The organism is Edaphosphingomonas haloaromaticamans, assembly GCF_001853345.1.
Lineage (GTDB): Bacteria > Pseudomonadota > Alphaproteobacteria > Sphingomonadales > Sphingomonadaceae > Sphingomonas_E > Sphingomonas_E fennica.
Genome location: NZ_MIPT01000001.1, coordinates 3,903,716 through 3,916,478, shown reverse-complemented (window position 1 = coordinate 3,916,478; position 12,763 = coordinate 3,903,716). Strand labels below are relative to the sequence as shown.

12 protein-coding genes are annotated in these 12,763 nt (G+C 63.4%); 4 read left to right on the top strand and 8 right to left on the bottom strand.

Annotated elements, in window-relative coordinates; translation table 11 throughout:
* A partial coding sequence (locus tag BHE75_RS18185) for a helix-turn-helix transcriptional regulator (RefSeq protein ID WP_254684498.1) occupies window positions 1–380 on the top strand: 380 nt, incomplete at its 5' end.
* Between the two features lie 34 nt (window positions 381–414).
* Here the strand turns inward: BHE75_RS18185 and BHE75_RS18180 are convergent.
* Window positions 415–807 carry a hypothetical protein gene (locus BHE75_RS18180; RefSeq protein WP_254684497.1) on the bottom strand — a complete coding sequence of 131 codons (393 nt, stop codon included), beginning with the start codon at window positions 805–807 and terminating at the stop codon, window positions 415–417.
* A gap of 366 nt (window positions 808–1,173) precedes the next feature.
* Between BHE75_RS18180 and BHE75_RS18175 the strand changes: the two genes are divergently transcribed.
* Window positions 1,174–1,881 (top strand): hypothetical protein, encoded by a 708-nt coding sequence (locus tag BHE75_RS18175; protein WP_217494739.1) that lies wholly within the window; start codon window positions 1,174–1,176, stop codon window positions 1,879–1,881.
* Window positions 1,882–1,992: 111 nt separating this feature from the next.
* Here the strand turns inward: BHE75_RS18175 and BHE75_RS18170 are convergent, their stop codons facing one another.
* A complete protein-coding gene (locus tag BHE75_RS18170; RefSeq protein WP_254684496.1) occupies window positions 1,993–3,021 on the bottom strand; it encodes a sodium:calcium antiporter in 1,029 nt (342 codons plus the stop codon).
* A 236-nt stretch (window positions 3,022–3,257) separates the two neighbouring features.
* On the opposite strand from BHE75_RS18170, the gene BHE75_RS18165 reads away from it, so the two are divergent.
* Window positions 3,258–5,906 carry an HAD-IC family P-type ATPase gene (locus BHE75_RS18165; RefSeq protein WP_070936078.1) on the top strand — a complete coding sequence of 883 codons (2,649 nt, stop codon included), beginning with the start codon at window positions 3,258–3,260 and terminating at the stop codon, window positions 5,904–5,906.
* A gap of 139 nt (window positions 5,907–6,045) precedes the next feature.
* The gene (locus tag BHE75_RS18160; protein ID WP_438830598.1) at window positions 6,046–6,486 is read left to right on the top strand and encodes a potassium channel family protein; all 441 of its coding nucleotides are present in this window, start codon (window positions 6,046–6,048) and stop codon (window positions 6,484–6,486) included.
* Window positions 6,487–6,535: 49 nt separating this feature from the next.
* Here BHE75_RS18160 and BHE75_RS18155 read toward each other — a convergent pair whose 3' ends face one another.
* From BHE75_RS18155 to BHE75_RS18130, 6 genes are read right to left on the bottom strand one after another with little or no spacing between them, the layout of a single operon-like run.
* A complete protein-coding gene (locus BHE75_RS18155) occupies window positions 6,536–6,961 on the bottom strand; it encodes a Na+/H+ antiporter subunit G (RefSeq protein WP_070934707.1) in 426 nt (141 codons plus the stop codon).
* Window positions 6,958–7,227, bottom strand: a complete 270-nt coding sequence (locus BHE75_RS18150) for a K+/H+ antiporter subunit F (RefSeq protein WP_070934706.1) — start codon at window positions 7,225–7,227, stop codon at window positions 6,958–6,960. The genes BHE75_RS18155 and BHE75_RS18150 overlap by 4 nt, the downstream gene beginning before the upstream one ends.
* Window positions 7,224–7,715, bottom strand: a complete 492-nt coding sequence (locus tag BHE75_RS18145; RefSeq protein WP_070934705.1) for a Na+/H+ antiporter subunit E — start codon at window positions 7,713–7,715, stop codon at window positions 7,224–7,226. The genes BHE75_RS18150 and BHE75_RS18145 overlap by 4 nt, the downstream gene beginning before the upstream one ends.
* Before the next feature lie 4 nt (window positions 7,716–7,719).
* Window positions 7,720–9,243: a monovalent cation/H+ antiporter subunit D gene (locus tag BHE75_RS18140; protein WP_070934704.1), complete on the bottom strand. Its 1,524-nt coding sequence runs from the start codon at window positions 9,241–9,243 to the stop codon at window positions 7,720–7,722.
* Window positions 9,240–9,596 carry a Na+/H+ antiporter subunit C gene (locus BHE75_RS18135; RefSeq protein WP_070934703.1) on the bottom strand — a complete coding sequence of 119 codons (357 nt, stop codon included), beginning with the start codon at window positions 9,594–9,596 and terminating at the stop codon, window positions 9,240–9,242. Before BHE75_RS18135 ends, BHE75_RS18140 begins: the two co-directional genes overlap by 4 nt.
* Entirely contained in the window at window positions 9,593–12,631 is a 3,039-nt protein-coding gene (locus BHE75_RS18130; RefSeq protein WP_254684494.1) for a monovalent cation/H+ antiporter subunit A, read from the bottom strand. The genes BHE75_RS18135 and BHE75_RS18130 overlap by 4 nt, the downstream gene beginning before the upstream one ends.
* Window positions 12,632–12,763: the final 132 nt, after the last annotated feature.

Genomic DNA, 12,763 nt, shown 5'->3' with positions numbered 1-12,763 from the left:
GCTTCGATATCCTCGCTCATCACCGCTCCTCGCAAAAAGCGGCTATCAGCACTGCGGAGCAGCTTCCCGCAAGGCGGCCTTCAGAACACGGTTACGCTATATCCATCGCCGAAATTGCGCACCTCTGCCGGTTGTCGCTCAGCTATTTCGTCAGGGCTTTTTCCAATACGGTAGGGATCGCCCCCTATGCCTGGTTCGTGCAACAGCGGATCTCACGCGCAAAGCGGCTGCTGACCGGCACGAGCCTGCCGCTCGCGCAGATCGCGCTCGAATGCGGTTTCTCCGATCAGGCGCATTTTACCAATGCGTTCGTCAAAGCCACAGAAACAACACCGGCGAGATGGCGGCGCGAGGCACTTGCCCACCGACAGGCGGCGTGATCTGCAGACGGGTTGGCGACCCTCACAAGCTCGATCAGGATCGCTCCCCGGCTTTCTCGCCATTGCGTTCGGCCGCACGCTGAAGGGCTATTTGGAGGAGAGCCTTGTCGTGCTCTGGGCGCTTCCAGCGGGCGGAATCCCGCAGGGCGACCAGATCCTCCATGTGAGTGATGAAGGTATAGACCTTGTTGACCACCTCGATCATGAGCGCCTTCATTTCCTCATCGGAGATCCGCGAAAGCTGATTCCATGGGATGTCACCAAAGGGCGTAACCACCTTCACGTCGCTAAAATCGCCGACCGCAGTTCCTGGGGTCGTGCCAGCATGGAGATTCTCCAGTTGAGAATTGCGTACGCAATTCTCAACGAGGGTCAGCGCGAGCCGCCGCGCAGCGGCATCGGGTATCTGTTCGTCCACCATCTTCATCTCCCCGATGAAACTCCTTTATGCAGTTCATCTGGCCGTAGGTAAATCAGAAGGGGAGATAGGAGCGTCGTCTCGCTCGCTCGAATAGCGGGTTAAATGGATCCCCAAGATTGGTATGGCATACAGACTGGCTCTGCTAGCCGGATAATGATCTCGGCGTAGCGGCGCAGTTACGCTGTGTCGCAGCGGAAAAAGCAAGAGTCGGCTGGCACCGGTCGCGCCTCACTGAAAGATTATGAACCTCCTGGACTGCGCGCGTCGCCATTGTGCGACACCGCAAGATATTTGCGCAACTGTCAGATAACGATATTCGATGCGCCTACGCGGCGACTGTTCGCAGCACCGTTCAGCGTCTAGATTTCTAAAATGCCTGATAATAGTCCTTCAAAAGCAAATGCCTCCGCAAGCCCGAATCTTGCGAGGCGTGCCCATCTTACCGTCCTCACGATCACCCAACTGATCATGGCCGCCGAACTGTTGCTTCTGCTGCGCGCCGAGCGATGGATGCACGCCTTCCTCGTCGTGGCGGTCATGGCGGCAACCGTGGTTCCCTTCCTCGCGCCGAAGCGACTTGGTGTGGTGATCCCTGCGGAGCTTCAGATACTCGCAATCCTGTTCATCTTCGCCACCCTCTTCCTTGGCGAGGTCCGGGCCTATTACGAGCGGTTATGGTGGTGGGACCTGGCGCTGCACGCGACGGCAGGGCTTCTTCTCGGCCTGGTGGGTTTCCTGATCGTCTATATTCTCAACGAGAACGATCTCGTCGATCTGCAGATGCGACCGTCGTTCGTCGCTCTCTTCGCCTTCTTCTTCAGTGTCGGCATCGGCACGCTTTGGGAAATATTCGAGTTCGCAATGGACCAGATATTCGGCCTTACCATGCAAAAACCGATGCTCGGTGATCTGTCGGGCCTAACCGACACCATGTGGGATCTGATTGTCGATGCGCTCGGAGCAACGGTCATGAGTGTTACGGGCTGGCGCTATATGAAAGGTATTCGGAATGGACGTGTCGACACTTGGGTAAGCCGCTTCATCGCCCGGAACCCCCAGTTGTTCGGGAGAAAGGGGTAGAGCCTTCTCATCTCAATGGGTTCGGCAGGCGCGCCAGTGAGCAATTTCGGGAATCAGCGCCGGGCGATATATCGGCAGATGCTCGATCGGGCATCCTGCAGCACTTCTCGGCTAATGTCCCAGCAGGAAAATCGCGTAGGAACTCAGAAGATAGATCGCCAGCAGGAAGAGGCTGACCCAGCCAACCTTGCCAAGGAAGCGCGCTCCGGGGCGATAGAGCAGCGCGACGATGAATATTCCCGACATGATGACGGCGGCGAAGGCCGATCCCGCATGGGCCGATGAAGCGGAGGCAAGCAGGGAACCGTCGGTAAAAGCGATATCGTCGATCGCAATGACCAGTATGTCGAACAGATTGCTGCCGAGCAGGTTGCCGACCGCCATGTCGACCGCACCCAGGCGCAGGGCCGCGACGGTCACCACCAGTTCGGGAAGCGACGTCGCTGCGGCAATGAAGATCGTGCCCACGAAGCTGGTTCGCCATCCCATGACCTCGGCAATCTCGAGCCCGACGAAAGGTAGCCAACTCCCCGCTGCGCCGACTACGGCGGCGGCGGCGGCGTACCGGGCGATCGCCGCTCCGAGGCCGGGTTCCGAAGTGCCGGCACCCAGCGCGGAACCGGCACCATTTCTGCGCTGGTAGAAAAATGAAGCACGCATCGCGACGAAATAGAGGATGATCAGGAATGGCGTATAAATGCTGATGTGGAAGATCCGCAGATCGAGATCTCCCCGCCCGATAAGCAGCAGCGCGCCAACGAAGCCGATCAGGATCACGTCGAATGCCGCCGTCAGAATATGCCCCTGCTCCATGCGCCGATAGATCGGCTCGTCGGGACTGAGCACATCGAGCAGAACGAGGAGGACCAGATTGAAGATGCAGCTTCCCAATGCGTCGCCGACCGCGATGTTGGGTGCTGCGGCAGCGGCTGCCGCGCTCACGCCGGTGAACAGCTCGGGCAGGGATGTGGCCGTCGCGAGCAGCACCAGCCCGACCCACGAGCGCGAAAGACCGGTGATTCTTGCGATCGTATCGCCGGAACGCGCCAGGACTGGGCCGGCCAGTCCGATCAGGACGGCGCAAAGGGCAAACTTCAGCCACGGCAACAATAGCAGGCTCATGATCGCCTCGTTCTCCATGACTTCGCCGCTCGACCGAATCTGCGGTATCGGGCTCGGAGCGAACCTTATGCTGATCGTCGGGCCGTTTGACGTTACGTAGGTTCCCCGAGAGACAATAGGGTGGCCGGCAGCGACTCTAACATCAACTGGAGGCGACCCACCTAAGTCTTCGCTGGAGTCACGGGCCCTTGGGACGGCAGTTTTCAGCGGGAGCAGAATAAGTGCGGCTGGACGACGAACTCGCATGGCATGCCATGGAAGCAGAAGAGGCGCTGGCGAGCCTCGACAGCCGCCGCGCCGGTCTCGACCAAGAAGAGGCACGCCAGCGAAGGGCTCGGTTCGGGCCGAACAGTCTGCCGCCACCGCCGCCGCCGAATCCCCTTTTTCGACTGCTCGCGCAGTTCAACAGCGCGCTGATCTACTTTCTCCTGGCGGCCGCCGCCGCCGCGCTGATGCTGGGGCATCTGGTCGATGCGGCGGTCGTGTTGTTCGTGGTGCTGATCAACGCGCTTGTCGGATTTGCCCAGGAGGGCAAGGCCGAACGGGCGCTCGGGGCGATCCGCGACCTCATAGCGCCACACGCGACAGTGCTGCGCGACGGCGCGCGCCAGACGGTGGCGGCGTCAGACGTCGTGCCGGGCGACGTGGTGCTGCTGGAGGCCGGTGACCGCGTTCCGGCCGACATGCGGATCGTGCGCGCCCGCGGGCTGACCATCGACGAGGCGCTTCTGACCGGCGAATCAGTCGCGGCGGATAAGCATGAGGCTGCGGTCGCTGCCGAGAGTTCGCTCGGCGAGCACCGGTCCATGGCCTTCTCGGGAACGTTGGTGGCGGCCGGTCAGGCGACGGGCGTGGTCACGGCGACAGGGAGCCGCACACAGATCGGGCACATTAGCGGGCTCGTGCAATCGGTCGAAAAGGTGACCACGCCGCTCCTCCGCCAGATCAACAGCTTCGCGCGGCGATTCACGGCGCTGGTACTGGTCGGGGCAGCGCTCCTGTTCATTTTCGCAGTGCTGATCCGAGATTATGACTGGTCCGATGCGCTCATTGCGGTCGTGGCCCTTGCGGTCGGAGCCATTCCCGAAGGCCTGCCCGCGGTTATCACCATTACCCTCGCCATCGGTGTCCAGCGGATGGCGGCGCGCAAGGCGGTGATCCGCAAGCTCCCGGCAGTGGAAACGCTGGGGGCCACTTCGGTGATCTGTACCGACAAGACCGGCACGCTGACCCGGAACGAGATGACCGCGCGCCGGATCGTCATTGCCGGGCACGAAATTCGCGTCTCGGGGTCTGGCTATGTGCCCGAGGGGGCGCTGACGGCCGAAAACGATGACGATGATACCGCGGCCATCGCTACCGCTTCCCCCATCATCCGCGCCGCGCTGCTATGCAACGACGCCCGCCTGCGCCAAGGCGAAGCAGGCTGGATCGTCGAAGGCGACCCGATGGAGGGAGCGCTTGTCGCGCTTGCAATGAAGGCCGGTCTCAACCCCGACCATGTGCGCGATGAATGGCTCCGTCTCGATGAAATTCCGTTCGACGCCATGCACCGTTTCATGGCGACGCTGCATCGGGCGCCCGATGGCGGCGGCGTGATCATGATCAAGGGTGCCCCGGAAGCCCTGTTGGACATGATCCCGGCCGGCGACCGCTCGGGCTGGGCGGCCCGCGCCGCCATGGCAGCCGCAGCGGGCGAACGCGTGCTCGGCTTCGGCATGAAGCAACTGGCCGCTCCGCAGAACGACCTGTCCTTCGACGATCTTGGCAAGGGCGTGGAATTTCTCGGACTGATCGGCTTCATCGACCCGCCCCGGGAGGAGGCGCTCACCGCAATCGCACAATGCCGATCGGCGGGCATCGCGGTCAAGATGATCACCGGCGATCACGTCGCCACCGCGCTTGCGATCGCGCGCCAGCTCGATCTGGCCGACGATCCCCAGGCTATGACGGGCGCCGAACTCGACGCAATTTCCGACGATGATCTTGCGACCGCTATAGCCGATATTTCGGTTTTTGCGCGCACGAGCCCTGAACACAAGCTGCGCATCATCCGGGCTCTCCAGACGAGCGGTGCGATCGTCGCGATGACCGGTGACGGCGTAAATGATGCGCCTGCGCTCAAGCAGGCGGATGTCGGGACGGCCATGGGTCTCAAGGGGACGGAGGCTGCCCGCGAGGCGGCGCACATGGTTCTCCTCGACGACAATTTCGCCTCGATCGTCGCCGCGGTCCAGGAAGGGCGCACCGTCCATGACAATATCCGCAAGGTCATCGCCCTGACCTTGCCCACCGATGGCGGCGAGATGCTGGTCATCGTCCTTGCGATCCTGCTGGACTTTGCGTTGCCGATGACGGCAACCCAGATCCTGTGGATCAACCTGGTCACGGCGGTCACGCTCGGGCTCGTGCTGGCGTTCGAACCTGCGGAGCCGGGTGTCATGTGCCGGCCGCCCCGCGCCGCCGATGCGCCGCTGCTGTCCCCCTTCCTGCTCTGGAGGGTCGTCCTCCTGTCGCTGCTCTTCACTGCCATGTCGCTGGGCGTCTTCTTTCATGCACTGGACAGCGGGCGCGGGATCGAGACAGCACGAACCATGGTGGTCAACATGGTCGCGGTGGCGGAGATCTTTTACATGTTCAGCGTGCGATATCTCCACATGCGCTCGCTGACCTGGCGCGGGGCGCTGGGGACGCCCGCCGTGCTGTGGGCGGTCGGCGGGGTCGTCGCATCCCAGCTCGTGTTCACCTACGCGCCGTTCATGAACGACATTTTCGAAACCCGCCCGCTTGATGTGCAGGACGGCCTGCTGATCATCGGGATAGGCGTTGTCCTCCTGCTGTTCCTCGAAATGGAAAAGCTGCTGATGCGGCGGTTGGGATGGTTCGCGGAATTGAAGCCTTGACAGTCGTTGCTTTGATCCACGTCTGCGCAAACGGCGCCTGGAGCAAGCTCGGCGTATTCCGACGAACGTGCTTTCATCCGTTGGACGGCAGTGGGCGGGCCACGCCATTTATGCCAACCTCGATGCCATGACATTGTCCATGCAACTCGGGATCGCCACAGTGGTGGTCGCCGCAACCGTGCTCGTCCACCTCATCGGCCTTGCGGTCTTGCTCGCAATTCTGCGCCGTCATCGGCATGCCTCGAGCCGCTGGCTGGCGGCGCTGTTCAATACGGGTGTGATACTTCTGGCGGCGTTCGGCCTTTTCGCGCTTCATTCGGTCGAGATCTGGACTTGGGCCGGGGTCTATTGGTGGCTGGGCGCCTTTCCCGATTTCGAACATGCACTCTACTTCTCCACCTCGACCTATGTGACCATTGGATATGGCGATCTGGTCCTGCCTCCGGGCAGCCGCATCCTGGGCGCGATCGAGGGGGCCAGCGGCATCATCCTGATCGGATGGTCCACCGCCTTCTTCTTTTCCATCGTCGACCGCCTGAAGCTGCTCGAGCGGGGCCTCGAGAACGATCGGCCGGGATAGCCGGGTTCATTGGTGGACGAACGTCTGATGGAACGGGCGCCCAAGGCGGTTAGCGGCGTGGAATCGCCGAGCTGTCCTGCTTTTCCGCGGGTTCCGGTGTCCAGAATGTCGCCCAGCCCGTATCGGCGCTCGGCTCCGGCAGCTCTTCCTTGATACCGTCCGCAGCGTCCGCGTCCAGCCGGCACCGCTGGCGGTGCAGATGGGCTTTGGCGATCATATTGGCAGAAACTGGTGCCGTTATGAACAAAAAGAGCGTGACGAGCAGCTCATGGGCCGTCCAACTCGCGCCGCTTGCCGGAAAATAGATCATCGACCCGATCAGGCAGCCGCCAACGCCCAGGGTGGTTGCCTTGGTGGCCCCGTGCAGCCGGGTCATCAGCGACGGTAATCGGACCAGTCCCCAGCTGCCGATCAGCGCGAACGCGCCTCCAAGCAGGATCAGCAACGAGATGGCGAGTTCCGCGACGGAGCTCATTCCACGATGTCCCCGCGCAGGAGGAACTTGCAATAGGCGACGGTGCCGACGAAGCCCACCATAGCGAGCAGCAGGGCCGCCTCGAAATAGGTGGAGCTCGTCTGGTGGATGCCGAACAGGACAATCAGCGCGATTGCGTTGATCACCATGGTATCGAGCGCGAGGATGCGATCGCCACGGGTCGGCCCTGCGAGCAGGCGGAACAGGGCGAGCAGAAGCGCCACGGCAACACAGGCGAAGGCGATGGCGAGGGCATATCCGATCATCGGAAAATCCTTTGCAGACGCGCCTCGTAGCGTTCCTTGATGCGTGCGACCTCGGCCGCTTCGTCGCCCACGTCCAGCGCGTGGACCAGCAGGAACCGGCCATCGGCAGAGACGTCCGAGGAGACCGTGCCTGGGGTCAGGCTGATCGTACCCGCAAGTGCGGTGATCGCTTCGGCCGAGCGCAGATCGAGCGGAATGACCAGCCAGCGCGAACGCAGGTCACGGTTCCGCCGAAACAGGATGATCCGCGCGACGTGAAAGTTCGCGGCGACGATATCGCCGATCACGACAAGGAGATATTCGACGATCGGCCAGCCGAAATGCAGCCGGGGCCGGTCCGGCCAGAAGGGCGCGGAAAAGATCGGGATCACCGTGCCGAGCAGGACGGCGACCACCAAGCCACCGATGCTGAGGCTGTTGAGCATCAGCAGCCACACCGCGATCAGCAGCACCGTCAATCCAGGATGGGGAAAGAGTTTTCTCAGCATCGCCTCACCTCGCGACGCCCTTGCCGAGCACGGCCTCGACATAGCCCTGCGGCGCGAACAGCTGGGCCGAGACCATGTCGCAGAAGACCGTGATGGGGCCGGCGCCCACCACCAGAGCGACCATCAGGATGATGAGCGCGATGGAGGGCAGCAACTCCTTGCTGGTCACGCCTCCCGGGGCCGGGCGGGCGGCCTCGCCGCAGATACTGCTCTTCCAGAACAGCGTGCTGCCTGTCCGCGCCAGGCCGATGATCGCAATCAGGGTGGTTCCAAGGACCATCGCCCAGATCCAGCCTGCAGCCGGATGCGCCTCCACGGCATCGAGGATCAGCAGCTTGCCGATGAATCCCGACAAAGGCGGCATGCCCGCCAGCGCGATCGCCGCCAGCATGTAGAGCACAGAAATCACCTCGATATTGGCGAAGCGTGGTCCCACAGTGATGGCGTCGCCATAGTCCGGGCGACGGCGGGCGATCAGATCGCCGACGAGGAACAGCAGCGCGCCAGCCAAAGTGGTATGGGGCAGATAATAGAGCGCAGCCGCCATCGCGCGCGGCTCGAACAGGGAGACCGCCACGAGCAGCGTGCCCGTCGAACCGACGAGCCCGAAGGCAGCCTGTTCACGCAGCCCTCGCGCCGGCAACAGCCCGATAAAGCCGACCATGACGGTCAGGAGCGAGGCTGGCAGCATCCAGCGCGCGGGGAGCCAGGCGAGCGTGCCCGCGCCTGCCCCGAAGATCAGCGACGTTACGCGGATGAGCGAATAGACGCCGATCTTGGTCATGATCGCGAACAATGCCGCCACGGCAGGCGCGGTGCTGGCATAGGTGCGCGGCAGCCACAGATGCAGCGGCAGCAACGCCGCCTTGAGCGCGAACACAAGGGTCAGCAGCAGCGCCCCGGCGCCTGCGAGCCCCTGGTCGCCCGGGGTCAGCTTTGCGATGCGCAGCGCCATGTCCGCCATGTTGAGCGTGCCCGTGACGCCGTAGAGAACGCCGATGCCGATCAGGAACAGCGTCGAACCCACCAGATTGATGACGATATATTGGATGCCGGCCTTCAGCCGGCTCGCACCCTGGCCGTGGAGCATGAGCCCGTAGGAGGCGATCAGCAAAACCTCGAAGAAAACGAACAGATTGAACAGATCGCCGGTGAGAAACGCGCCGTCGAGCCCGACCAGCAGAAACTGGAAGAGAGGATGGAAATGCCATCCTTTCCGGTCGAGCCCCGTGATCACGGCATGGCAAAGGACGATCATTGCCAGGACCGACGTCAGCAGGAGCATCAGTGCTGACAACCGGTCGAGCACCAGCACGATGCCGAAAGGCGCCGGCCATTTGCCCAGAGCGTACACCGAGATCGCGCCATCATAAGCGCGTGCAAACAGGGCAAGGGCGACCAGCAGGAGCGCCCCGCAGCCGGCAAGGCCGATGGCGGCGCCCAGCCAACGTCGCCGGCGGCGGAAGAGCAGCGAAAGAGCGGCGATGATCGCGGGCAGGACGATGGGAGCAACGATGAGGTGCGTCATGCCCCGCCATCCTCCGGCTGCCGATCGGCAATCCCGTCGACCTGGTCGGTTCCCGTTTCGAGATAGGTCCGTAGCGAAAGAACGACGACCAGTGCGGTCATCCCGAAGGAGATGACGATCGCCGTCAGGACCAGCGCCTGTGGCAGTGGGTCAGCATAGTCGGCCAGCCCCTTTTCGTAGATCGGTGGCCGATCGACCACCAGCCGGCCCATCGCGAACAGGAACACATTGATGGCATAGGAGAGCATGGCCAGCCCAAGAACCACCGGAAATGTGCGTCCGCGCAGGCACAGATAGATGCCCGCCGCCGTGAGCACGCCGATGGTGCTGGCGACCAGAAATTCGAGGCTCATGCGGGTGTTTCCTGCTGGCGGGCGGGATCGACATCCATGGCATGCTCGCTGCGGGCGTCCTTCTCGGCCCGCTGGGCGATATGGCTGAGTTCGGCCAGCGCGAGCATCACCGCCCCGACGACCGTCACCGCAACGCCGACATCGAACGCCATGGCGCTCGCCAGCTCGAACGATCCGATGACCGGAAGATCGAGATGTCCAAAGGCGCTGGTGAACAAGGGCCGTCCGAACAACAGCGCACCGAGCCCGGTCGCGGCAGCGACGAGCACCCCGCAGGCGATCATCGCATGTTCGTCGAGTTGTCGGCGCTGGTCGGTCCAGTCGAACCCGGAAGCCATATACTGCATCAGGATCGCGATCGAGATCACCAGCCCGGCAATGAAGCCGCCGCCAGGCAGATTGTGACCGCGCAGGAAGATATACACGCCGACCAGCATCGCGAGGGGAAGCAGCAGCCGGGTTGCCACGACGAACATCATCGGATGGCGTTCGGGCGAGCGAACCAGATCCGGGATCCACTGCAACAGACGCCGGCCCGATGCGCCGCGCGTGGCGGTCTGAAGCAGCGAGAAGATTGCGAGCGCCGCGATCCCGAGCACGATGATCTCGCCGAAGGTGTCGAACGCGCGGAAGTCGACGAGGGTGACGTTGACGACATTGGTGCCGCCGCCGCCCGAATAGCTGTTGGTCCAATGATAGGCGGAGATCGGATCGTTCGGCGCACGCGTCATGACGGCCCACGCGAGAAAGCCAGCGCCGCACCCGCCGATGACTCCCAAGGCCCCGTCGCGCAGGCGCAGCGGGGTCGAACTCAGGCGCAGCGGGCGCTTGGGCAGCAGGTTGAGCGCCAGCAGCAGCAGCAGGATGGTCACGATTTCCACGGAGATCTGCGTGAGCGCCAGATCGGGCGCCGACAGGTAGATGAAACCGAGCGAGACGACGAGACCGATGACGCTGATGAAGATGAGCGCGACATAGCGATGCCTTTGCGCGCGGATCACTGCAAAGGTCGCCGCGATGAGCGCGGCCCATGCGACGATCGCCACCGGGGACGCGGGCAATGTCGGGCGCTCGCCGGGGACATAGCCGCCGGCCATCAGTCCGGCCGTACCTGCTGCGATGGCGGACAGGAAGAGTATGCCAAGATAGCGCTGCAGGGACGCATTGTGGATGGCAAGGGTGATCCGCCGGCTTGTCTCCACCAGCGCGGTAACGCCATGGTCGAAGAGGGTCTTGGCCACGGGGAGGGGCAGCCGGTCCCACAAGCGTAGAAGCGGCGCATAGCCCGCCAGGATCAGCGCACCGAACAGGATCGCGATACCGCTCATGCCCAGGGACGGGGTGAAGCCATGCCAGAGCTTGAGTGCAAGAGGCGGCGGCGCAGCGCCGATGACTGCCCCGGCCGCTCCCCGTATGAGCCCGCCGGCAAGCGCCATCGGAAACAGGCCGATCGCGACCGCGCCAGCCACCAGCAGCGCCGGCGGTCCCCACAGGCCCACCGGCGGATCATGCGGGGCGAGCGGGGTTTGCGCGCGCCGTCTGCCTAGATAGACATGCACGGCGTAGCGCAACGAATAGGCGACCGACAAAGTCGCCGCGATCGTTGCGAGCAGCGGCACCAGCCAGTCGATCCCGGCTAAACGGGTATGCGCGGCTTCCTCCAGCATCATTTCCTTGGAAAGGAAGCCGCCGAGCGGCGGCAATCCGGCCATCGAGGCAGAGGCGAGCAGCCCGAGCGTGGCCGTGATCGGCATCAGCGTCGCCAGGCCGCCGAGCAACCGGGCATCACGCGTGCCGGTCTCATGGTCGACAATGCCCGCATTCATGAACAGCGCCGCCTTGAACAGCGCGTGGTTGAGCAGGTGGAACAGGCCGGCCACCGCCGCCATCGGCGTTCCCAGTCCGAACAGCATCGTCAGCAGGCCGAGCTGGCTGACCGTCGAATATGCGAGGATCGCCTTCAGGTCATGTTTGAACAGGGTGGTCGCGGCGCCCAGCAGCATGGTCACCAGTCCCGTAGTGGCGACGAGATGGAACCAGAGGTCGGTTCCGGCGAGGGCAGGCCACAGGCGGGCCAGCAAGAACACGCCGGCCTTCACCATCGTCGCCGAGTGAAGATACGCGCTGACCGGGGTGGGCGCGGCCATTGCATGGGGAAGCCAGAAATGGAACGGGAACTGCGCCGACTTGGTAAAGGAGCCGAGCAGAATCAGGACAAGCGCAAGGGGATAATGCGGCGATGCCTGGATCAGCGCGCCGCTGCGCAGGATCCCGTCCAGCTCATAGGTGCCGGCAATCCGACCGAGCAGGATCAGGCCCGCGATCAGCGCAAGGCCGCCGCCGCCGGTCACCGCCAGCGCCATGCGCGCGCCCTGCCGTGCCTCGGCGCGGTCCCGCCAGAAGCCGATGAGCAGGAAGGAACTGAGGCTCGTCAGTTCCCAGAAGATGAGCAGCAGCAGGACATTGCCCGCAAGCGCGATGCCAAGCATCGCTCCCTGGAACAGCAGCAGGAATGCATAGAAGCGCCCCATCGGATCGCTCGCCTTCAAATAGAAGCGCGCATAGATGATGACGAGGAGGCCGATGCCGAGGATCAGGACGGCGAAAAGAAGCCCGAGCGCGTCGAGGTAGAGGCTGGCCGACAGGCCGAGTATCGGAATCCAGTCCATCCGCGCCGAAACCCGTCCGTCCGCGATCACCGCTGGCGCCTGAACCAGCAGAAGAACCAGCGCCGCGCTGGCGATCGCTCCTGCGGCCGCGGCCTGCGTCGTCCGGCTGGCGTGCGGCATGAATCCCACAAGAATGGCGCCCAGGAACGGCAATAGGAACAGGAGAAACAAAGACATGGGCGGTTCCGAGCTACCTCGCAGGGCTTTTGCTCCCGGAGTTCGCGGGGAACCAGGTGGGCGGCGTGGGATCGAGCTGCCCCCTGCGACCAGCCCAGTGACCCTATGCAAGGCGAGGCCCGGTTCTGCAAGTTGTTCAAGTGGCTGCTCTCTCGGGTGGACAGCCGATGCCAGCGCGAGGTTACGCAAATTGGTTCTGGAATCCGTGCATTTGCGAAGTTGGACCACAGTGCAGTGTCCATGGCTCGTCGAGCAAATCACCGGCCGCTGCCGGCGCCGATGTTTCGATCTCGCGCATCCGGCAGATTACATAGAGACCCC